Below are 21,576 nucleotides of genomic sequence, written 5' to 3'. Positions count from 1 at the left end.
CCGCCACGGCCAGCAACCCGGGCGCCGGGTGGCTCAGCGCAGGACGGAGGTGTCGCGCAGCACGTCGAGGGCGTGGACGAGGTCCGCGGGGTAGTTGCTGCGCCAGGTCATCCACTGCCCTGTCACCGGGTGGGCGAGGCCGAGCTCGTGGGCGTGCAGCCACTGGCGCACGAGCCCGGTGCGCCGGCTCAGGCACTGCGAGGCGCCGTAGGTCTCGTCGCCCACGCAGGGGTGGCCGAGCGCGGCCATGTGGACCCGGATCTGGTGCGTGCGCCCGGTCTCCAGGTGCACCTCGGCCAGGTCCGCCGTCGGCATGGACTCGATGACGTCGTAGTGGGTGACGGACTCGCGCCCGCCGTCGATCACCGCCATCCTCCACTCGCGGCTGGGGTGGCGCCCGATGGGTGCGTCGATCGTGCCGCTGGTGGGGTCGAGGTGCCCCTGGACCAGGGCGTGGTAGACCTTGTTGACCGTGTGCTCGCGGAAGGCCCGTTTGAGCACGCAGTAGGCGATCTCGCTCTTGGCGACGACCATGACGCCTGAGGTGCCCACGTCCAGCCGCGAGACGATGCCCTGGCGCTCGGCGGCGCCCGAGGTCGCCACGCGCACGTGCATGGCCGTCAGGGCACCCAGGACGTCGGGGCCGTCCCAGCCCATCGAGGGGTGCGCGGCCACGCCGGCGGGCTTGTCGATGACGATGACGTCCTCGTCCTCGTAGAGCACCCCCAGGCCCTCCACGGGCGTGGCCACGGGCCCGACGGGGCGGGGTGCGGGCATGTCAACCTCGAGGAGGGCGTCGGCGGGCAGGCGGTCGGACTTGCTCAGCGCCGCGCCGTCGAGGCGCACACCGCCCCCGGCGCAGATCTCCCCGGCCTTGGTGCGCGACAGCCCCGTCATGCGGGCCAGGGCGGCATCGACGCGCTCGCCGACGAGCCCGTCAGGCACGGGCATGAGGCGAAGGCTCATGACACCGCCCCGGTCTCCTGGCGGCCCTCAGCGCCGCTGGCGCGGCTGCCGTCGATCCCGAGCCCGTACAGGCTCAGCACCATGATGGCGCCCGCCGCGACGACGATGGCGATGTCAGCGACGTTGCCGACGACGACGCCGCCGTAGTCGATGAAGTCCACGACGTGCCCGCGCAGCGCCCCGGGGGACCTCAGGAGCCGGTCGATGAGGTTGCCGACGGCGCCGCCGAGCACGAGGCCGAGCGCGACGGCCCACCACGCCGAGCCCAGGCGGCGCGAGGCCCGCAGGACCACGAGGGCGGCCAGGGCGGCGACGAGGGTGAGGACCCAGGTCTGCCCGGTCGCGAAGGAGAATGCGGCGCCGGGGTTGCGCAGGAGGACGAGACCGAGCAGGTCGCCCAGCAGCGGCACGCGGTGCCCGTCGGACAGGGCACTGACGGCCCACGCCTTGGTGGCCTGGTCGGCGAGGACGACCGCTGCGGCGAGCCCCCACAGCAGGCGGACGTGCTCCGGGCGACAGGGGCTGCGGTGGCCGCTGGGGGCTGCGTGCGGTGCTGACGGTGTCATGGGTCCTCTCGGGTCTGTCACACCGCGAGGGCGGCGTCCCCATGGTGGGGTCGCCGCCCTCGCGGGTTCGTCATGGTAGCCGCCCAGGCGGCGTGGAGGGTCTCAGCGCAGCCCCGGGGTCACAGCGACCCGTTGCCGTCCTCGGATCCGCCCTCGACGTTGGTGAGCAGGCTCTGGAGGTAGCTCTTGAGGCGGGTGCGGTAGTCGGACTCGAAGCGGCGCAGCTCGTCGATCTTGTGCTCGAGGCCGGAGCGCTCCTTCTCGAGCTGAGCGAGGGTGCGGTTGCGCTGGTCCTCGGCCTCGCGGACGATCGACTCGCCGGTGGCGCGGGCCTCGGAGACGATGCGCTCGCCCTCGGCCTTGCCGTTGGAGACGTGCTCGTCGTGCAGGCGCTGGGCCAGCTCGAGCATGCCAGAGACGGCGACGGGCTCCTGCTGGGCGCCCTCCGTGGCGGCCTGCGCGTGGGCCTGCTCCACCACGGGGGCCGCGGTGGCGACGGGCTCGCCCTGGCCGAGCTCGGTGATGCGCGCGTTGGCGGCCTCGAGGCGGGCCTTGAGGTCGGCGTTCTCCGCCTCGAGCTGACGCATCGCCTCCACGACCTCGTCGAGGAACTCGTCAACCTCGTCCTGCTCGTAACCCTCGCGGAACTTGGTCGCCTGGAACTTCTTGTTGAGGACGTCGTCTGCGGACAGAAGCGTCATTGTCGTCACCTCGGTGTCGTTACGGAACGTGTCACGAGCACCGGTGGACCAGGTACTCATGCGGACAGATTACCTGAACTCGAGGTTCAGGCGTATTGACGACATCATCCTAGTGCGCCTTCTCACCCGCGTCCCAGCACGCGACGTCGCAAACGGGCACGCCGTGGCGCGCTTGAGGGCCGTGTGAGGGGCCTGGAGGGCACGGCCCGGAGCACGAGGGGCTATCCCAGACGCAAGAGCACGCCGAGCAGGCTCTGGAGGACGGCGATTGCGACGTACAGGGCCAGGAAGCTCATGTCAATGCCCACCGAGCCGACCCGCAGGGCGGGCACCACCCGTCGCAGTGCCCTCAGGGGCGGGTCCGTCAGCGCGTAGACGAGGTTCGCCAGGACCAGGACGGGGCCGGTGGGGCGCCACTGGCGGGCAAGCATCTGCACCCAGTCGAGGACGACCCGGCCGAGCAGCACCAGGACGTAGAGGCTCAGGAGGCTGCGCAGGATGAGGACGACGGCGGCAAGAGCGCTCACTGGGCTCAGTTCTGGTTGAAGAGGTGGCCGCCCTCCCGGGAGGGCTCACCACTGTCGATCTCGACGGTGGCCGGCGTCAGGAGGTAGACGCGGGGGGTGATGCGCTCGATGGCGCCGTTGAGCCCGTGGACGAGGCCGGAGCAGAAGTCGATTGTGCGGCGCGCCTCGGCCTGGTCCATCTGGGTGAGGTTGACGACGACGGGCACGCCCTCGCGGAAGGGCTCACCAATCATCGAGGAGTGGTTGTACACGCGGGGGGTCGCGGTGACGATGCGGCGCAGGTCGGGCACGGCGACGGGCGCGAGCGAGTCCTCCTCGCCGGAGGCGTGGACGGGCTCGGTCTCGTAGGCCTCCGGGGCGTAGGGCTCGGCGAGCGGGTCGTAGTCCTGCCCGTAGTCCTGCCCGTACTCGTCCTCGGCGGGCTGGGACAAGCCGAGCATGTCGGTCATCTTGTGCAGCGCACTCATGTCATGGGCTCCTGTGTGCTTGCCGGTCCCCTCGTGGCCCGGACGTGCTGACGGTATCGGGCGGGCGGGGACGCGGCGGCCATTGCCTGCGGCGTGTCACCCGACGGTCTGGGTCCGCAGCGCGTCAGGGGCACTGTCCGACGACGACGCCGGCCAGGCGCCCCGTCGTGCCGTCACGGCGGTAGGAGTAGAAGCGCTCGTCCTCGAGGGTGCACCACCCGGGCCTGTCGACACGGTGCACGCCGAGTCGCACGAGCTGGGCGACGACGCCGGCGGCGACGTCGAGGCCGGGGGTGCCCCAGCGGGTGGTGGTGGCACAGGCGGGCTCGGCGGCGGCGCCGGCGCGGCGCATGTGCTCGGGCACCTCGTAGCAGGAGCCGCACACGCAGGGGCCGATGGCGGCCCACAGGTCCGCTGGGTCGGCCCCGCGGCGTGCGAGGGCGCTCACCGCCGCCGGCACGACGCCGTCGAGCATGCCGCGCCTGCCGGCGTGGACGGCGGCGGTGAGCGCGCCGTCGCTCGTGGCCAGCAGGAGCGGCACGCAGTCGGCGACCAAGACGGCCGCGGCACGGGCGGCGGGCGGGTTGGTCGCGCTGTCGCGCAGGTCGAGGACGAGGGCGTCGGCGGTGGGCGCCTGGCGGCCCCCGGAGGCCAGGGCGACGGTCGCGGAGTGGACCTGGTTCATCCAGGCGATGACGGGCGGCTCCTGGCCGGTGGCCCGCGCGAGGGCGGCGGCGAGCGCGTCCCGGTGGGCCATGACCCTGCCCTCGTCGTCGCTGACGTGCAGGGCGAGGTTGGTGCCGGCGTAGGGGTCGGCCCCGCTCACGGGCGCGGCCCCCGCCCCGCGGGTGGTGAAGAACCCGCGGGCACGGGGGCCCAGAGCGACCTCGAGCAGCTCGATGGCGGCAGCGTCGCTCACCGGCGCGGCCTGCTCAGCGCAGGAAGTCCGGCAGGTCGATGTCGTCGGCCTCGGCGTCCACGCCCATGACGCGGGGGACCTCGAGCTCGGCAGCGGCCTCGGGCAGGGACTCGTCAACGTAGGCGGGGACCTCGCTCGTGACCGGGACAGCGGGCTCGGCGGAGACGGGCACGGGCGCGACCTGCGGCACCGGCCGGGTCACCGGGTGCTCGGCGGCGTGGGCGCCTGAGCGGGCGCCTGAGCGGGCGGCCGGGCGGGCGGGCGCGGGCGTCGGGGCCGCGGCGGGGCTGGCGGCGTCGGGCTCGCTGTCGAAGCCGGCGGCGATGACGGTCACGCGGACCTCGTCACCGAGGGTGCCGTCGACGACGTTGCCGAAGATGATGTTGGCCTCGGGGTGGACGGACTCGCGCACGAGGTTGGCGGCCTCGGAGATCTCGAAGAGGCCGAGGTCGCTGCCGCCCTGGAAGAAGAGCAGCACGCCGTGGGCGCCGTCGATGGAGGACTCAAGCAGCGGGGAGGAGATGGCCTGCTCGGTGGCGGCGAGGGCCCGGCCCTCCCCGGTGGCGGAGCCGATGCCCATGAGGGCGCTGCCGGCGTCCTGCATGACGGACTTGACGTCGTTGAAGTCCACGTTGATGAGCCCGGGGGTGGTGATGAGCTCGGTGATGCCCTGGACGCCCTGGAGCAGGACCTTGTCGGCCTGCTTGAAGGCCTCGACGACGCTGATGTTGCGGTCGGCGATCTGCAGGAGGCGGTCGTTGGGGATGACGATGAGGGTGTCCACCTCGGAGCGCAGGTTGGCGACCCCGTCCTCAGCCTGGGTGGCGCGGCGACGTCCCTCGAAGGCGAAGGGGCGGGTGACGACGCCGATGGTCAGGGCCCCGATGGTGCGCGCGACCTGGGCGACGACGGGGGCGGCGCCGGTGCCGGTGCCACCGCCCTCGCCGGCGGTGACGAAGACCATGTCGGCGCCCTCGAGGGCCATCCGGATGTCCTCCTCGTGGTCCTCGGCGGCCTTCCTGCCGATGGAGGGGTCGGCTCCGGCGCCCAGGCCGCGGGTCAGGTCACGGCCGACGTCGAGCTTGGTGTCGGCGTCGGACATGAGCAGCGCCTGGGCGTCGGTGTTGACGGCGATGAACTCGACGCCGCGCAGACCCGCCTCGATCATGCGGTTGACGGCGTTGACTCCGCCTCCGCCGACTCCGACGACCTTGATGACTGCCTGGTAGTGCTGGGTCTCCGCCACTGCTGCCTCCGCGTCCGCGAGCCCGGTGGGCTCCCCTCAACCCTCAACCTCAGGTGAAGGTTTATACTTATGTCATTCTTCCGATGACGTGCCCAACGCTAGGGGGCCAGACCCCGGTGCCCGCGCATTTTCCTCGGCGTGTTCGCGAGCCCGTCCACCCACCAGGCCTCGGCGCACGGCCCTGCCGACGGGCTCAGGACGTCACCGGGCTGTGCGGGCTCGAGACGTCATAGGTGCCAGCCGTGAGCGTGAGCAGTGAGCGCAGCACCTGCGCCTTGAGCGCCGACTGGGACGTGTCGCCCCACACGACCCTCGCCCCGCTCGTGAGCACGAGCGTCACCTGCCCCGTGCCCGAGGCCGAGGCGCTGGCCACCTGGGCCCGTGTCGCCCCGTCCAGGCAGCCAACGGCGAGTGCCACCGCCGTCACCTGGTCCTCGCCCAAGGGCTCCTGCCCCTCGCGGGTGATGAGCGCGACCCCCTCGGGCGGCGCCTCAACCACCTCGAGGACCACTGCCTCGCCGTCGAGCACCTCGTAGCCGGCCTGCGTCTGGAGCACGGCCACCGGCACGCGCATCGTCAGCGCGACCTCCACCCCGTGGGGCCACAGCCGCGTGACCCGGGCCGAGCGCACCCTCACGAGCGCGTCCGCCACCTGCCGGCCCATGCCGGACAGGTCCAGGCGCACGAGCGAGGTCCCCACGTGCCCGGCCAGCGCCTGCTGCACCTGGGCAGCGTCCACCGTCCCGTCCGAGCCGGTGACACGCACCTGCTCGCTGCGCAGGGCCAGCAACGGGGAGAAGCCGATCCCCCACACGAGCACGGCGGCCGCCACCAGCACGGCCAGCACGCTCCCCACCCGGTGCAGCCGCAGCCTCAGCGCGGCACGCTCGCGCTCCCGACGGCGCGCCTCCATCCCCGTGGACACCACGCGCTCCGAGCCCGTGCGCCAGACGGCGCCCCCCGGGCCGGGCGCGTCCTCGGCCAGGTCGCGGCTCCGGCGCCCGAAGACGCTCAGGGCCACCTCCGGCGAGCCGTCCCCGCTCCCCTGCCCCGCCCCGGCGAGCAGGCCCGTCCCGCTCCCGTCGGGCCGGGCGCCGTGGGGGCGTGGGCCGCCACCGGTGTCCTCGGGCCAGGCCTCCTCGGGCCCGGCCTCCTCATCGGGGCGAACCGGGAGCTCCGGGCGCGGCGCCCCCGGCCTTCTCACGGCGTGCTCCTGCCCGCCAGACGGTCCAGGACGACACCGGCCATCTGCGTGACGTCACCCGCCCCCACGGTGAGCAGGAGGTCACCGCTACGGGCCTCGTCCGCCAGCGCCTCCGCCGCCTCAACACGGTCCGCCACGTAGCGGGCCCCGCCGGGCACGCGCGAGGAGACCAGCTGCCCGGTCACCTGCGGGAACTGCTCCTGGGTCTCACGTGCCGGGTACACCGCGGTGACGACGACCTCGTCGGCCAGTGCCAGGGCCTGGCCGAACCGGTCGGCGAAGCTGAGGGTGCGGGAGAACAGGTGCGGCTGGAAGAGCACGAGCAGCCGGCCACCACGCTCCTGGGCCACCGCGCGCGCCGCGGTGAGCAGCGCGGCGACCTCAGTGGGGTGGTGGGCGTAGTCGTCCACCACCCGCACCCCGGCGACCTCGCCGCGGTCCTCGAAGCGCCGCCCCGTGCCCCCGAAGGCCGCCAGCCCAGCGGCCATGACGTCGGCGTCCACGCCGAGCTCGAGTCCCGCCGTCCAGGCCCCGGCCGCGTCCAGGGCCACGTGGTCGCCCGGGACCGCCAGGCGCACCTCGACGCTCTCACCGGCCACGGCCTGGCCATCGGGCCCGGTGACCCACCGGGTCAGGCGCGAGCGGGTCGAGCCCCCGCTGCGCCCGAGGACGGCCAGCTGGGTGTGCCCCTCGCCCACGAGGCGCCCACCGGGCAGGGCGTCGGGGGCGCCGGCGCCGAAGGTCACGACGCGCAGCCCCTCCCCAGCACTGCTCACGGCCAGGCGCAGGGCACCGGGGTCGTCCGAGCAGGCGATGAGCAGCCCGCCGGGCACGAGCCTGTGGGCGAAGTCGACGAAGGCCTGCTCGAAGGCCTGCGTCGTGCCGTACCGGTCGAGATGGTCCGGCTCGACATTCGTCACGAGCTCGATCGCGGGCGTGTAGCTGAGGAAGGAGGCGTCGGACTCGTCCGCCTCCGCCACGAAGGCATCGCCCGAGCCCAGGTGCGCACCGCTGCCGAGCGCGCTCACCACTCCCCCGACCGCGAAGGACGGGTCCTCGCCCGCCTGGGTCAGGGCCTCAGCCAGCATGCCGGAGGTGGTCGTCTTGCCGTGGGCGCCCGCGACCGCGACGAAGCGACGGCCGGTGGCCGCCAGGGCGAGGGCCTGGGAGCGGTGCAGCACCTCCTGGCCCCGCTCACGGGCGGTGACCAGCTCCGGGTTCGTGTCCCGGATGGCGGTGGAGACGACGACGACGGCGTCCTCGGGCACGTTGGCTCCCGCGTGGCCGAGGACCACCCCCAGGCCACGCTCGGCCAGCCTCTCGAAGGCCGTGCCGCCGTTGGCGTCCGAGCCGGTGACGCGGGCCCCATGCTCGGCCAGGAGCTCGGCGACGACGCTCATGCCCGCGCCCCCCACCCCGATGAGGTGGAAGGCGCGTCCGGCGAGTGGAAGGTCCTTAGGGTGGGCTGCGCTCATGCTGGGTCTCCTTCAGCCGCGGTGGGCGGCGACGGTTCGGATGAGGTCGGCCAGGCGCGCGGCGCCGTCGCGCACACCGGTGGAGGCGGCGGCCTCGGACATGGCGCGGCGCCGGGCCGGGTCCGCCAGCAGCGCCGTGAAGCCCGTGACGTCACTGTCGCAAAGATCTGCGTCGGCGACGAGGAGCCCGCCCCCCGCGGCCACGCAGTCAGCGGCGTTGAGGCGCTGCTCCCCGTTGCCCACGGGCAGGGGCACGTACAGGGCGGGCAGGCCCAGGGCAGTGAGCTCGGCGACGGTGCCCGCACCGGAGCGGCAGATGACGCCGTCGGCACAGGCGTAGGCCTGCTCCATGGCGGTGAGGTAGTCCATGACGTGGTAGCGCCCGGGAAGGTCCGCGGCCGCCCGGCCTGAGGCGACGGCACGCTCGAGGGCGGCGCGCACGGGCGCGTCCTTGCCCTTGCCCGTCAGGTGCAGGACCTGCAGGTCCTTGGGCAGGCCCTCCATGGCCCGGGCCATGACCTCGTTGAGGCGCAGGGCCCCGAGCGAGCCTCCGGTGACCAGGAGCGTGGGCAGCGCCGGGTCCAGGCCGAGGGCGGCCGCGCCCTCGGCCCGTGCGGCGCGCGCCCCCTCCTGGGTGGCACGGCGGGCGACGAGCCCGGCGACGGCCGGGCGCAGCGGCAGGCCGGTGGTCACCGTGCGCCCGCCCCGGCGGGCCGGGGCGGCCAGAGGGGTGGAGGCGAAGGTGAGGGCAACGGCTGCCGCCCAACGGGCCCCCAGGCGGTTGGCCAGGCCGGGACGCGCGTTCTGCTCGTGGATGACGACGGGCACGCCGGCACGGCGGGCGGCCAGGTAGGCGGGGGTGGAGACGTAGCCCCCGAAGCCGACGACGACGTCCGCCCCCACCTGCTCGACAGCGGTCGAGGCGGCGCGCACGGCGCCGGCCAGCCGCCCGGGCAGGCGCAGCAGCTCGAGACCGGGCCGGCGGGGCATGGGCACGCGGGGCACGAGGGCCAGCTCGTGGCCGGCCTGGGGGACCAGCTGCGCCTCCAGCCCCACCGCGGTTCCCAGGACCAGCACGGCGGTGCGCGGGTCACCGCCTGTGGCGGGGTCCCTCAGGGCGGCGGCGGTGGCGAGCAACGGGTTGACGTGGCCGGCCGTGCCTCCCCCAGCGAGCAGGACCCGCAGAGGGGCCGGTCCCTCGGCCGCGCTCAGCGGGCCGGTGGCAGTGGTGTCATGAGGCACGGTTCCTCCTACGCGGTGAGATGACCGCCAGGGTACGGCGCACCGCCCCCGGTCTGGCGGCAAAGGCCTCGGCGGCCCCCGGCTCGCTCCGGGCGAAGGCGAGCAGCACCCCGATGGCGAGCAGGACGAGGACGAGGGAGGAGCCGCCGGCGCTGATGAGTGGCAGCGGCACCCCGAGGACGGGTAGCAGCCCGACGACGACGCTCATGTTGACCAGCGCCTGACCGACGATCCACGTCATGATGCCGCCGGTGACCACCATGACGTAGATCTCGCTCGTGCGGCGCATGAGCCGCAGACAGCACCAGCCGATGAGCATGTACAGGCAGATCGTCAGCAGGGTGCCGATGAACCCGATCTCCTCGCCGAGCACCGCGAAGATGTAGTCGGAGTCCGCTTGGGTGAGGTAGCCCAGCTTCTGGCGTGAGGCTCCCGGTCCCACGCCGGTGAGGCCTCCCGTGCCCAGGGCGTAGCGGCCGTGGGTCGGCTGGTAGCCGATGTCGAGGGGGTCCGCGCCGTCGGGGTCGAGCCAGGCCCGGATACGCTCGCGGCGGTTGGGCGAGAGCATCGTGGCCGCGGTCAGACCGAGGGCACCCAGGGCGCCGAGGCTGAGGAACCAGCCCCGTCCCAGCCCGGCCATCCACAGGCTGGCGGCCGTGACGAGGGTGAGCACGACGACGGTGCCGAGGTCACCGCCGCCCATGACGAGGCCGACCGCGAGCCCCACGGGAGCCAGCACGTGCAGGAGCACTGACCGCGTCCTCTCGAGCCACTGCGGTCTCCTGGCCGCGACCCAGCCGATGTACAGGGCGATCCCGAGCTTGACGAGCTCTGAGGGCTGGACGGTGCCGATTCCGGGAAGCCTCACCCAGTTGCAGTTGCCTCCGCCGCAGTAGCGCAGGCCAGGCACGAAGACGAAGACCTGGGCGATGACCGAGATCGCCAGCATGACGATGGACATGCGCCTGATCCAGAGCACCGGGGCCCTCGAGACCAGGCCCATGGCGACGACGCCGGCGCCCATGATGAGCAGGTTGCGCGTGAAGAAGCCCAGGGGGAGGCTGCCGTCCGAGATCTCCTGGTCATGCGCCTGGGCATACTCGACGGCCTTGGCGGCCTCGGCGACGGACTGCACGGAGAACACCATGACGCCCCCCACGATGAGCAGGACGATCGTGGCGGCGAGCAGCATGTAGTAGGAGAGCACCGCGTGCTCGCCCTCGACGGGGCCGTCGGCGCTCAGGCGACGAGCGAGCCGGGCCCACAGGCGCTGAACGGGACGGCCGCGCCGTGAGCCGCCGGGGGTGCCCGGGGCGGCCGGCGTGCTCACTGCCCCGTCCCGTCGCCTGCCAGGCGCCGCGCTGCGGTGGCGAAGAGCTCACCGCGCTCGGCGTAGGAGCTGAACTGGTCCCACGAGGCGGCTGCGGGAGCGAGGATGACGGTGTCGCCGGAGCGGGCCAGGGCCCGGGCGGCACGCACGGCCGCGTCCATGACGGCCCCGCCCTCGCCGTCGGGCACCTGCACCAGGGGCAGGCCGGGGGCCCCGTCCCGCAGGGCGGTGACGACGGCCTCCTGCTCGCGTCCCAGGACGACGGCCGCACGCAGGCGCGAGCGCACGTCCACGACGAGATCGTGCAGGTCAGCGCCCTTCGTGTCGCCTCCCACGAGCCACACGGCACTGCCCTCAGGCACAGCGGTGAGGGCAGCCTGGGCGGAGTGGGTGTTGGTGGCCTTGGAGTCGTCCACCCAGGTGACGCCGTCGGCCTGGGCGACGGTGACGAGGCGGTGGGCACCGGGCGCGAAGGCGCGCAGCCCCCGGGCGACCGCGCCCGGGTCCGCCTGGACGGCGTCGTGGCTCATCGCCAGGGCCGCGGCCGCCAGGGCGTCGGCGACGACGTGGGCGGGCAGCCGGCCGACGTCGCCGCCGGGAGCGAGGTGGGCGAGGTCGGCCAGGGTGGCGAGCTCGAGCCCGGCGCTGCGGCGGTCGCCGTGCCAGCCGCGGTCGATGAGGACGTCCTCGACGAGGCCGACCTGGCCCACGCCCGGCACCGCCAGGCCGAAGCCGATGGCGCGGCAGCCCTCGACGACGTCGGCCTGCTCGACCATGTCCACAGTGGCGGCGTCGGCCAGGTTGTAGACGGCGCCGCGGCGGGCGCGGGCGTAGACGCGTGCCTTGTCAGCCGTGTAGGCCGCCAGGCTGCCGTGCCAGTCGAGGTGGTCGGCCGCGACGTTGAGGCAGGCGGCGGCCAGCGGGCTGAGCGTGTGGGTGGTGTGCAGCTGGAAGCTGGACAGCTCGACCGCGAGGGCGTCACTGCGGCCCTCGGCGACGGTGCTGACCACCGGGACACCGATGTTGCCCACCGCCGGCGCCTCGAGTCCCGCGGCGCCCAGGACCGAGGCGAGCATGCCGACGGTCGTCGTCTTGCCGTCGGTGCCGGTGACGGTGATCCAGGGAACCTGCGGACGGGTGGCCTGCTGCAGGCGCCAGGCGAGCTCGACCTCGCTCCACACCGGTGTGCCCGCCGCGGCCGCGGCCCCCATGACGGGTCCGGTGGCGGCCACTCCCGGGGAGACGATGAGCAGGTCCAGGTCCGCCTGGGCCACAGCGTGCGCGACCTGGGCGTCGTCGCCCGCGCTGGTCTCGACGACCGGCCCGGTGGCGCGCGCGCCCAGGGCCTCGAGGGCCTCGGCACGCGCGTCGAAGGCGCTGACCCGGGCACCGAGCGTGGCGAGGACGTCGATGACGGCCAGGCCCGTGCGCCCGAGGCCGACGACGCCGACCCGTGCGTGCCTCAGGTCACCCAGGAGGCCGGTGCCTACGGCGGTGCTGCTCACGTTTCCTCGCTCATGGTCGTGGTGGGTGGTGGACGCCGGGCCCGCCGTCCCCGACCGTAGGCCAGGTCGGCGCGCGGGCGCCCCCGACGCGCCCGGGACCGGCTGCGACGGCTCAGGACACGAGGTACTCGGCGTAGAACAGGCCCAGGCCCGCCACGACGCACACCCCGCAGATGATCCAGAAGCGGATGACGACGTTGACCTCGGTCCAGCCGCCCAGCTCGAAGTGGTGGTGGAAGGGGGCCATGCGGAAGACCCGCCTGCCGGTGGTCTTGAAGGAGATCACCTGGATGACGTCAGACAGGACCTCGGCGAGGAAGAGACCGCCGATGACGACGGCCAGGAACTCGGTGCGCGTGAGGATCGACAGCCCGGCGAAGGCGCCGCCCAGCGCGAGGGAGCCGGTGTCGCCCATGAAGATCTTCGCCGGGGAGGCGTTCCACCACAGGAAGCCGAAGCAGGCCCCCATGAGGCCGGCGGCGATCATCGCCAGGTCTCGCGGGTCGCGGGTCTCGTAGCACATGGTCGCCACGACGTCGGGGTGGGCGTGCAGGCAGGACTGGTTGGACTGCCACACGCCGATCAGCGTGTAGGCGGCGAAGACCATGGCGGAGCAGCCGGCGGCGAGGCCGTCGAGGCCGTCGGCGAGGTTGACCGCGTTCGACCAGGCGGTGATGAGGAAGTTCGCCCAGATGACGAAGAGGACGACCCCGACAACCACTCCCCCGGCGGCCAGGTCGAGGTGGGAGTCACGGGCGAAGGAGATGGCGGTCGAGGCCGGGGTCAGGCCGTTGCGGTCGGCGAAGCCCAGCCCGGCGACGGCGAAGACGATGCCGATGACGGCCTGCCCGAGGACCTTCTGCCAGGCCCTCAGGCCCAGGGAGCGCTGCCTGGCGATCTTGGCGAAGTCGTCCATGAAGCCGATGAGGCCCAGCCCGACGACGAGGAAGAGCAGGAGCACGCCGGAGGCCCGGGGCACACGCGTCTCGATGAGGTTGGCGGCCGCGTAGCCGAGCACGGTGGAGATGATGATGATGAGGCCGCCCATCGTGGGCGTGCCGCGCTTGGTGATGTGCCCCTCGGGCCCGTCCTGCCGGATGAACTGGCCGTAGTGGCGGCGCTGGAGGAAGCGGATGAGCAGGGGTGTGCCCAGCAGGGTGCCGACGAGGCCGACGAGGGCTGACACGAGGATCGCGGTCATCGGGGGGACTTCTCCTTCGCACAGGCGCTCAGGTGGTCGGCCAGGCGCCAGGCGCCTGAGCCGTTCGACCCCTTGACGAGGACGGCGTCGCCGTCGCGCAGGGGTGTGTGGGCCGAGCTGACCAGCGCGATGGCGGCGTCGGCGTCGGGCACCTCGATGGTCTCGACCCCGCGGGCCCGGGCGGCTGCCGCGGCGGGGGCGGCGGCCGGGCCGATGGTCAGCAGCAGGGCGGCGCCGGCCTGGGCCACGAGCTCACCGGTGCGGGTGTGGTCCGCGTCGCAGGACTCGCCCAGCTCGCGCATCTCGGAGACGGCGACGACGCGACGACGCCCGCCGGCCAGGGCCGGCAGCGCGGCGAGCGAGGCCGTCATGGAGTCGATGTTGGCGTTGTAGGAGTCGTCGATGACGAGCAGGTCCATGGCGGGGGCGCCCTCAGCGCCAGGTTCGAGGTGGACCTCGTGGACGTCCATGCGGTGAGGGCTCTCGAGGCGGGCTGAGCCCAGGGCCGTGGCGACGGCCTCGGCCTGCACCCCGGCCGCCAGCGCGAGGCCGGCGGCGGCCAGGGCGTTGGCGACGTTGTGGGCGCCGGGCACGGCCAGACGCAGCCGGCGGGGCCCGGCGAGGCCCGGCAGGTGCAGGTCGAGCACGGCGTGGGCCTGGGCGTCGAGCTCGACGTCGGTGGCGCGTATGTGCGCCGCCTCGTTCCCGCTGGCGGAGAAGGTGAGGACCGTGGCCGGGGCGAGGGGGGCCATGGCGGCGGTGCGCGGGTCGTCGAGGTTGAGCACGGCGGTGCCCGTGGGCACCAGCCCGTGGAGAATCTCCGCCTTGGCGGCGGCGACACCGTCAACGGAGCCGAAGCCGGCCATATGGGCGTGCCCGACCATGAGGACGGCGGCCGCGTCGAGGGGGGCCAGGCCGGTGAGGTAGTCGATGTGGCCCGGCCCGGAGGCACCCATCTCGAGGACGAGGTAGCGGGTGGACTCGTCGGCGGCCAGCACGGTCACGGGCAGGCCGATCTCGTTGTTGAAGGAGGCGACCGGCGCCACGGTGGGCCCCTGGGCGGCGAGGAGCCGGCGGGTGAGGTCCTTGGTCGTCGTCTTGCCGACGCTGCCGGTCACGCCGAGGACGGTCAGGGCCTGGCCACGCGCCGCGGCGCGCTCGCGCAGGTCCGCCAGGTGGGCGCGGGCGAGGGCGCCCAGGGCCTCGACGGTGTCCGCGACGAGCACGAGGGGCAGCGCCTCGGGCGCGGTGCCTGCCGCCGCCAGTGCCCCACGGGCGGCGCCGAGGTCGGACACGAGCGCGGCGGCACCACCCTGGGCGGCGACCTCGCCCACGTGGGCGTGCCCGTCGGTGCGTTCGCCGGAGATGGCGACGAACAGGCTGGAGGGGCCTGCCCGGCGCGAGTCGGTGACGACCTCGCTGACCGCGCGCCCGGCCACCTCCTCCAGGGCCTCGGGGGGAGCGATGAGGGTGCCGCCGGCCATGGCGGCGAGCTCGCGCAGGGTGCGGGTCATCATGCCAACGGCCCCCACTTGGCCTCGACGGCCTCACGCATGACGGGGGCGTCGTTGTAGCGGATGAACTCGTCGGCCACCTCGAGGAAGGGCTCGTGGCCCTTGCCGGTGACGATGACGGTGTCCTCGGCTCCGCACAGCTCGACACCGCGGCGCACGGCGTCACCGCGCCAGGTGGTGACCTCCTCCACGCCCTCGAGGTCGGGGCGCACGCGGCGCACGCCCTCCAGGACGGCGTCGCGGATGAGCTGGGGGTCCTCACTGCGGGGGTTCTCGTCGGTGACAACGAGCAGGTCGGCCAGGCGTGCGGTGACCTCCCCGAGCATGGGCCGCTTGCCCTGGTCGCGGTCGCCGTCGGAGCCGAAGACGACGATGAGGCGTCCCGGCGTGATCTGGCGCACGGCCTGGAGGGTGAGCTCCATGGCGTCGGGCGTGTGGGCGAAGTCCACGATGCACGTGCCGCGCACGCCGTCGCGCTGGCAGATGCGCTGCATGCGGCCGGGGATGTTGTGGGCGTGGGCGAGGGCCGCCACGGCGGTGGCCACCGGGACCCCGGCCCTGAGGGCCATGACGAGTGCGAGGGCGGCGTTCTGCACGTTGACGAGGCCGGGCAGCGGGCAGGAGGCCTCGATGCGCTCGCCGTCGGGACCGTGCAGGACGAAGGTGGTGGCCGCCTCGGTCATGGAGACGGTGGCGTCGGTGACCCACCAGTCGGTGCCCTGGGCGGGGTCGCCCTCAACCGGGTAGGCACGCACGCGATCCACCCCGATGAGTCCCGCCTGGCGGGTGCGGCGGGCAAGCTGGGCCCCCCACTCGTCATCGACGCAGATGACGGCGTGGCGGGTGTGCTCAGGGGTGAAGAGCTGGGCCTTGGCGTCAAGGTAACCCTGCATCGTCTTGTGGAAGTCGAGGTGGTCGCGCTGGAGGTTGGTGAAACCGACGACGTCCAGGGCGGTGCCGTCCAGGCGGTGCAGGACGATGGCGTGGCTGGAGGCCTCAAGGCTGGCGGCGCCGACGCCCTCCTCGACGGCCAGGGCCATCATGCGCTGCAGGACGGGCGCCTCGACGGTGGTGCGGGGGGACTCCACGGAGGTGGGGCCCACGCGCAGCTCGACAGTGCCGGCGACCATGCAGCCGCCCAGGTGGGCGGCCAGGACCGCGTCCAGGAAGTAGGAGGTCGTGGTCTTGCCGTTGGTCCCGGTGACTGCGGTGGTGACCAGGCGCCGGGAGGGGTGGTGGTAGACCTCGGCGGACAGGGGGCCGACGACGGCGCGCGGGTCGGGGTGGATGAGCACCGGGGTGCCGGGGGCCTCGCGGCGGACGGTACCCAGCCCGGCGGCGTCGGTGAGCACGGCCAGGGCCCCCCGGGCGACGGCCTCGGCGGTGAACTCCGCGCCGTGGCGCCGGAAGCCGGGCAGGGCGACGAAGAGCTCACCGGGGGCGGTGTCGGCTGAGTCCACACTCACGCCGCCGACGCTCAGTGCCGCCAGGACCTGCTCGTCCCCGGGGGCGGGGGTGAACGAGAAACGCTCGGCGAGGTCGGCGAGCGCCGTGGGGACGCAGCGGTGCGGTCGCAGCGCAGCGGCTGACTCGTAGGCGTGGTTGCTCATGGCTCCTCAATCTAGCGTGGCTGGAGGCGGGATGGCTCTGAGGCGTGCGGGCACCGCGGCGCGGGCCTCACGGGCTCAGCCTGCGTCGGCCTGGGCTGTGGCCTGGGCTGTAGCCTGGGCGTCGGCCTCGGCGGCGGCCTGGGCGGCGATGACAAGAGGATCGGGGGCGATGCCGAGCGAGTGCATGGCGGCCAGGGCGATCTTTCGGAAGACCGGTGCGGCGACGGTACCGCCGTAGGTGCCACTGGGGCGGTTGACGACGACGGCGACGGCGATAGCCGGGTCGCGCGCGGGGACGAAGCCGACGAAGGAGGCGACCGTGCCCGAGCCCGTGAGGATCTCGGTGGTGCCCGTCTTCCCCGCCACGAGGTAGCCGTCGAGGGAGGCGGCCTCGGCGGTGCCCCCCTCCTGGGTGACGCCGATGAGCATCTCGGTGAGCGCGGCAGCGGTCTGCTCGGAGATGACGCGCACGCCCTGTGCCCGGGGCTGGAGGGTCTCGGTGCCGTCGGGGGCGATGAAGGCGTCGATGACGCGCGGGGCCACGCGCACGCCCTTGTTGGCGACGGTGGCGAGCACCTGGGCGGACTGCAGGGCCGTGCCGGCGACTCCCTGGCCGAACATCGTCGTGTAGCGGGTGCGGTCGTCCCACTCGGTCCAGTCGGACAGCAGCCCGGAGGACTCACCGGGCAGCTCGATGCCGGAGAGCTGGTTGTAGCCGAAGGCCTCGATGTAGTGGTGGCGCCGCTCGTCGGAGACGCGCTCGCCGATCTGGACGGTGCCGACGTTGGAGGACTCGGCCAGGACCTGTGCCGCCGTGAGGCGCTGGACCTCGTGCTCGTGGGAGTCCTCGAAGACCTGGCCGTTGGCGGCGGTCCAGGTGTCAGGCACGGTGAAGGTGTCCCCGGCAGTGACGACGCCCTCCTCGAGGGCCGCCGCGAAGGTCATGACCTTGCCGACGCTGCCGGGCTCGAAGACCGCCTCGACGCAGCGCGAGCCCCGGTCCTGCGGGGCCGAGGCGAGGGGGTCGGAGGGGTCCATCGCGTTGGAGTCCGCCATGACGAGCACCTTGCCGGTGGACGGCTCCATGACGACGACGCAGCCCCACTCGGCGCCCTGGGCCGTGACGACCTCATCGATGGCCTGCTGCGCGACGGTCTGGAGGTCGGCGTCCAGGGTGGTGCGCACGTCGGTGCCCGCCACGGCCTCGACCTCCTCGTGGTGCCCGGTGGGGATGTTGACGTCACCCGGGGTGCGCTCGACACTGCCGCGGCCGTCGATGCCGGTGAGCACCTCGTTCTGGGAGTACTCGAGCCCGTTGGCACCGACGAGCACGCGCGGCGGGTCCTCGTAGCTGAACCCGACGATGTTGCCGGCTACCTTACCCGCCGGGTACGAGCGGTGGGGGTGCTGGTCGGGCTCGATGCCGTGGATGTCGAGGGCTTTGATCTGCCGCCAGATCTCGGGGTTGACGGCATCGGCGATGACGACGTAGGTGCTGTTGCCGACCATGAGGGCGCCGAGCTCCTGGGCGTCCACGCCCAGCAGCGGGGCGATCTGCGCAGCGACCTCGGCGGCGCCGTGCCCGACGAGCTCGGCGGTCCTCTCCCCGGTCTCAGGGTCGTCGTGGAAGACGTAGTGCTCGTACTGGGAGATGAGACCCTGGTTGACGCCGATGTCGTAGGAGACGGAGGAGGCGGCCAGGACGGTGCCGTCCGCCGCGAGGATCCTCCCGCGGAGGGCGCGGTTGACCCAGGTCTCGGTGCGCTCGGCCAGGGCCTGCTCGGCCAGGTCGCGGCCCTTGACGAGCTGCAGCCAGGCCGTGCGCCCGGTGACCGTGGCGAAGGCCGCCACGCCCGCGGCCTGCAGGACCCGACGTCGGCTGGGGTACACGCTCTCCTACCCCCGCTTGGCCGCTGAGCCGCCGGAGGCGGTGCCGGTGGTGAGGTCAACGACCCCAGGGGCGCCGGCGGGGACCATGCCGAGCTCGGTGGCGCGCTGGGCCAGGGAGTCGGGGGCGGAGGCCTCCCGCAGCAGACCGTTGACGGTGTCGATGTGCTCGTTGACGGCGGCGAGCCGCTGCTGGGCGTCGTGCATCTTGAAGGCGGTGTCCGCCATGGCTGCGTTGAGGTAGGTCGAGGCGAACAAGGGGGTGAGGAGGATGACGAGGACCAGGAGCAGCACCGGCAGGCGCCCGCGCGCGGGCGCGACGCCGCGCACGACGTGGAGCACGGGGCGCGGGGCGTGCTCGGCGCGCGGCAGGGAGCGGCCGGACGGCCCGGGCGCGTAGGCGTGGGCGGCGCTCATCTGCGTGTCCTTCCTTGGGTGGTCCTCCTCGTGCGGTCAGCCCTGGCCGGACGCGGCCGGCTGCGGCGTGGGCCGGGTCCTGCCCCGCCGCCACCCTGCGGCTCGGGGGCCGGCGCGTCGCAGGCGGGGCGCACGCGGGTGGCGGCGCGCAGCCGCACAGGGGCAGAGCGGGGGTTGCGGGACAGCTCGTCGTCGTCGGCCCTCTCGGCGCCGTGGGTGACGGCGGCGAGGTAGGGCGCGGCGCAGCCGGGGACGAAGGGCAGGCCCTCCGGGGCGCGGGTCGTGGTGCCCGCGGTGATCGCCTGCTTGACGATGCGGTCCTCGAGGCTCTGGTAGGACTCGACGACCAGGCGTCCGCCGACCCGGATGGAGTTGAGGGCACGTGGCACGGCCCGCTCGAGGACCTCGAGCTCGGCGTTGACGGCGACGCGCAGGGCCTGGAAGGTCCGCTTGGCGGGGTGCCCGCCGGCGCGCCGGGCGGCGGCGGGGACGCTGTCACGCACCAGCTCGGCGAGGTCGGCGGTGTCGCGCACGGGCCTGCCCGCCTCGCGGCGGCGCACGAGGGCGGCGGCGATGCGTGAGGCGAAGCGCTCCTCGCCGTAGGTGCGCAGGATCCGGGTGATCTCGTGCTCGTCGGCGGTGTCGAGCAGCTGCTGCGCGGTGGTGCCGGTGGTCTGGTCCATGCGCATGTCCAGCGGGGCGGGCCGGGAGTAGGAGAAGCCGCGCCCGGCGTCGTCGAGCTGGAGGGAGGAGACACCCAGGTCCATGAGGACGGCGTCCACGGTGCCGTCACCGTAGGGGGAGGCGGTGCGAGCCACCTCGTGGACGTGGTCGTAGGTGGCGCGCACGGCCCGAAAGCGCTCACCGAAGGGGGCCAGGCGGGCGCTGGCCAGCGCGATGGCCTCGGGGTCGCGGTCGATGCCGATGACGGTGAGGGCGGCGAAGCGGCTCAGGGCGCCCTCGCTGTGCCCGCCCATGCCGAGCGTGCAGTCGATGAGGACGGGGTGGGCGGGTGCGTCGGCACCCTCGAGGGCCGGCGCGAGCAGGTCGAGGCAGCGCTGGAGGAGGACGGGGGTGTGCCGCTGGGCGGCCTCGGTGGCGAGCGGCGCCCGGGGGGCGTCAGCCTCGTGCTCACTGGTGCGGGGCACGTCCTCCTCCTTCCTGTGCGGGTGCCGTCGGGTGCGGTGGGCCCAGGCGGGCTCGTCGGGCCAGGACTCCTCCCGCAGGTTCCGGCGCCGGGGAAGGGACGTCGGACGCGTGGCGGGAGGGGACCTCGCTCGGCGAGAGCCGTCTGGCGGTCCCGGTGTGCAGTTGTGTGCTGGCGGGTCGCGGCGGCGGCCCGCCGGGTGGGCTCAGAAGAAGCCGGGGATGATCTCCTCGGCGGTGTCGGCGAAGACCTGCTCCTGGGCGGCGAGGTAGCGCTCCCAGGCGCCGGCGTCCCAGATCTCGACGCGGGCACCGGCGCCGATGACGGCGAGGTCGCGGCCGAGGCCCGCGTAGGCGCGCAGCGGGGCGGGCAGGGTGATGCGGCCCTGCTTGTCCGGGATCTGGGAGTCCGCGCCGGAGAGCATGACGCGCACGTAGTCGCGTGCCTGCTTCTGCGCGAGGGGAGCCTCACGCAGCTGGGCGTACATGCGCTCGAACTCCGCGGTGGAGAAGGCGTAGACGCAGTGCTCCTGCCCGCGGGTGAGGACGACGCCCCCGGCCAGCTCCTCACGGAACTTGGCCGGGAGGATGAGACGTCCCTTGTCGTCCAGGCGCGGGGCGTGCGTACCCAGGAACATGAGGTCCGCTCCTTCCCCCTCGACGACCCAGTGCGCCCCACAGTACCCCACTCCCCCCCACTTTCACCCACCCAGGGAGCGACGGGCGGTCACATCTGGGTCACGGACCGCACCATCGCGCCGATTACTCAGGTGGAGGGAAGTGGAGGACGCGGCGCGCCCGGGACCCCGGTGCGGCGCCGGGGCGCGGGGGCCTGCCACCCACCGCGCACCTGCGCCGCCGATGGCCGGGCACGGCCCTGACAGGGCTCCACACGGCGGCGTCCCCGCCATCGTGAGGATGGCGGGGACGCTGGGCGGGTGTTGCGGAGCGGGTCTCGTGCGGGCACCGGCACGAGGAGGTGGGAGCAAGGTGGAGGAAGGTGGGGGGGGACGTGCGAGGGCCCCTTGGACGGCGAGCGACGCGGCCGCACGACGGCCCTCAGCGCTGGGTGACCAGCAGGGCGGTCAGCGCGGCCGCAGGGGACGAGGTCTCAGCGGTTGTCCTCGCGGCGGCGCTCCCACCGCTCGGACTGGCGCTCCATGAAGCCCCGGCCCCGCCTGGCCCCGGCAGAGGGGGCCTGGGGGCGGGTGAGCACAAGCGTGACACCCCACACCGCCAGGGAGAACCCGACGACGCCGATGACCATGGACACGATGCCGTGGCCCACGCTGACCCCGCCGATGACGACGGCGAGCCCGGTGAGCACGAGCGCCACTCCGTAGCCCACGTGGCGCGGCGACAGCCGCCCCGGCGTGCGGCCCGCCTGCTCGATCGAGCTGGCGAGACCGGGGTCGTCCTCGTGGAGCTGGCGCTCGAGGTCGCGCAGCACCTGCTGCTCACGCTCCGACAGTGCCATGGCTTCCCTCCTGGCGCGGGCTCCCCCACGCTCGGCGCTCCTGAGGGACCTGCGACCAGCCCGCCGCCGCCACCAGGACGGCGCACGGGCCCAGGCGGTCCCGCTCGTGCGGACAGGATATGCGCAGGCGTGCGGCAGAGGAAAACGTGTCCACGCCCCGCCGAGCGCGCACGCCC

General features: G+C 73.9%; 20 protein-coding genes. All 20 read right to left on the bottom strand.

From position 1 onward, the window contains the following. Window positions 1-33: 33 nt before the first annotated feature. The 20 genes from ACSJJR_RS07840 to ACSJJR_RS07745 all read right to left on the bottom strand — a co-directional run bounded on the left by ACSJJR_RS07840 (window position 34) and on the right by ACSJJR_RS07745 (window position 21,400). Window positions 34-966 carry an RluA family pseudouridine synthase gene (locus tag ACSJJR_RS07840; RefSeq protein ID WP_435942880.1) on the bottom strand — a complete coding sequence of 311 codons (933 nt, stop codon included), beginning with the start codon at window positions 964-966 and terminating at the stop codon, window positions 34-36. Continuing rightward, a complete protein-coding gene (gene lspA, locus ACSJJR_RS07835; protein WP_435942879.1) occupies window positions 963-1,532 on the bottom strand; it encodes a signal peptidase II in 570 nt (189 codons plus the stop codon). The genes ACSJJR_RS07840 and lspA overlap by 4 nt, the downstream gene beginning before the upstream one ends. A gap of 119 nt (window positions 1,533-1,651) precedes the next feature. Next, window positions 1,652-2,233 carry a DivIVA domain-containing protein gene (locus ACSJJR_RS07830; protein WP_435942917.1) on the bottom strand — a complete coding sequence of 194 codons (582 nt, stop codon included), beginning with the start codon at window positions 2,231-2,233 and terminating at the stop codon, window positions 1,652-1,654. Window positions 2,234-2,454: 221 nt separating this feature from the next. Beyond that, entirely contained in the window at window positions 2,455-2,760 is a 306-nt protein-coding gene (locus ACSJJR_RS07825; protein ID WP_435942878.1) for a YggT family protein, read from the bottom strand. Between the two features lie 5 nt (window positions 2,761-2,765). Continuing rightward, the gene (locus ACSJJR_RS07820; protein ID WP_435942877.1) at window positions 2,766-3,227 is read right to left on the bottom strand and encodes a cell division protein SepF; all 462 of its coding nucleotides are present in this window, start codon (window positions 3,225-3,227) and stop codon (window positions 2,766-2,768) included. Between the two features lie 124 nt (window positions 3,228-3,351). Then, a complete protein-coding gene (locus ACSJJR_RS07815; RefSeq protein WP_435942876.1) occupies window positions 3,352-4,146 on the bottom strand; it encodes a polyphenol oxidase family protein in 795 nt (264 codons plus the stop codon). A 13-nt stretch (window positions 4,147-4,159) separates the two neighbouring features. Further along, entirely contained in the window at window positions 4,160-5,392 is a 1,233-nt protein-coding gene (ftsZ, locus tag ACSJJR_RS07810) for a cell division protein FtsZ (protein ID WP_435942875.1), read from the bottom strand. Window positions 5,393-5,585: 193 nt separating this feature from the next. Then, window positions 5,586-6,596 (bottom strand): cell division protein FtsQ/DivIB, encoded by a 1,011-nt coding sequence (locus ACSJJR_RS07805; protein WP_435942874.1) that lies wholly within the window; start codon window positions 6,594-6,596, stop codon window positions 5,586-5,588. Then, on the bottom strand, window positions 6,593-8,071 hold the full coding sequence (gene murC, locus ACSJJR_RS07800; RefSeq protein WP_435942873.1) for a UDP-N-acetylmuramate--L-alanine ligase: 1,479 nt from the start codon (window positions 8,069-8,071) through the stop codon (window positions 6,593-6,595). Before murC ends, ACSJJR_RS07805 begins: the two co-directional genes overlap by 4 nt. A 12-nt stretch (window positions 8,072-8,083) precedes the next feature. Continuing rightward, window positions 8,084-9,313, bottom strand: a complete 1,230-nt coding sequence (locus ACSJJR_RS07795; RefSeq protein ID WP_435942872.1) for a UDP-N-acetylglucosamine--N-acetylmuramyl-(pentapeptide) pyrophosphoryl-undecaprenol N-acetylglucosamine transferase — start codon at window positions 9,311-9,313, stop codon at window positions 8,084-8,086. Next, a complete protein-coding gene (locus tag ACSJJR_RS07790; protein ID WP_435942916.1) occupies window positions 9,303-10,505 on the bottom strand; it encodes a peptidoglycan glycosyltransferase FtsW in 1,203 nt (400 codons plus the stop codon). Before ACSJJR_RS07790 ends, ACSJJR_RS07795 begins: the two co-directional genes overlap by 11 nt. Window positions 10,506-10,639: 134 nt before the next feature. Continuing rightward, entirely contained in the window at window positions 10,640-12,148 is a 1,509-nt protein-coding gene (gene murD / locus ACSJJR_RS07785) for a UDP-N-acetylmuramoyl-L-alanine--D-glutamate ligase (protein WP_435942871.1), read from the bottom strand. A gap of 112 nt (window positions 12,149-12,260) precedes the next feature. Continuing rightward, the gene (gene mraY / locus ACSJJR_RS07780; protein WP_435942870.1) at window positions 12,261-13,349 is read right to left on the bottom strand and encodes a phospho-N-acetylmuramoyl-pentapeptide-transferase; all 1,089 of its coding nucleotides are present in this window, start codon (window positions 13,347-13,349) and stop codon (window positions 12,261-12,263) included. Continuing rightward, the gene (locus ACSJJR_RS07775; RefSeq protein ID WP_435942869.1) at window positions 13,346-14,866 is read right to left on the bottom strand and encodes a UDP-N-acetylmuramoyl-tripeptide--D-alanyl-D-alanine ligase; all 1,521 of its coding nucleotides are present in this window, start codon (window positions 14,864-14,866) and stop codon (window positions 13,346-13,348) included. The genes mraY and ACSJJR_RS07775 overlap by 4 nt, the downstream gene beginning before the upstream one ends. After that, window positions 14,863-16,473: a UDP-N-acetylmuramoyl-L-alanyl-D-glutamate--2,6-diaminopimelate ligase gene (locus tag ACSJJR_RS07770; RefSeq protein WP_435942868.1), complete on the bottom strand. Its 1,611-nt coding sequence runs from the start codon at window positions 16,471-16,473 to the stop codon at window positions 14,863-14,865. The genes ACSJJR_RS07775 and ACSJJR_RS07770 overlap by 4 nt, the downstream gene beginning before the upstream one ends. Window positions 16,474-16,548: 75 nt before the next feature. Beyond that, on the bottom strand, window positions 16,549-18,363 hold the full coding sequence (locus ACSJJR_RS07765) for a peptidoglycan D,D-transpeptidase FtsI family protein (RefSeq protein ID WP_435942867.1): 1,815 nt from the start codon (window positions 18,361-18,363) through the stop codon (window positions 16,549-16,551). A gap of 6 nt (window positions 18,364-18,369) precedes the next feature. Beyond that, a complete protein-coding gene (locus tag ACSJJR_RS07760) occupies window positions 18,370-18,777 on the bottom strand; it encodes a hypothetical protein (RefSeq protein ID WP_435942866.1) in 408 nt (135 codons plus the stop codon). Further along, window positions 18,774-19,925, bottom strand: a complete 1,152-nt coding sequence (gene rsmH, locus ACSJJR_RS07755; protein WP_435942865.1) for a 16S rRNA (cytosine(1402)-N(4))-methyltransferase RsmH — start codon at window positions 19,923-19,925, stop codon at window positions 18,774-18,776. The genes ACSJJR_RS07760 and rsmH overlap by 4 nt, the downstream gene beginning before the upstream one ends. Window positions 19,926-20,129: 204 nt before the next feature. Then, a complete protein-coding gene (gene mraZ / locus ACSJJR_RS07750; RefSeq protein WP_435942864.1) occupies window positions 20,130-20,561 on the bottom strand; it encodes a division/cell wall cluster transcriptional repressor MraZ in 432 nt (143 codons plus the stop codon). Between the two features lie 473 nt (window positions 20,562-21,034). Further along, a complete protein-coding gene (locus ACSJJR_RS07745; protein WP_435942863.1) occupies window positions 21,035-21,400 on the bottom strand; it encodes a DUF3040 domain-containing protein in 366 nt (121 codons plus the stop codon). Between the last annotated feature and the right edge of the window lie 176 nt (window positions 21,401-21,576).

Source organism: Actinomyces sp. W5033 (assembly GCF_051303165.1).
Note: the sequence above shows the minus strand (reverse complement) of the source record. Positions and strands in the feature narration are given on the sequence as shown.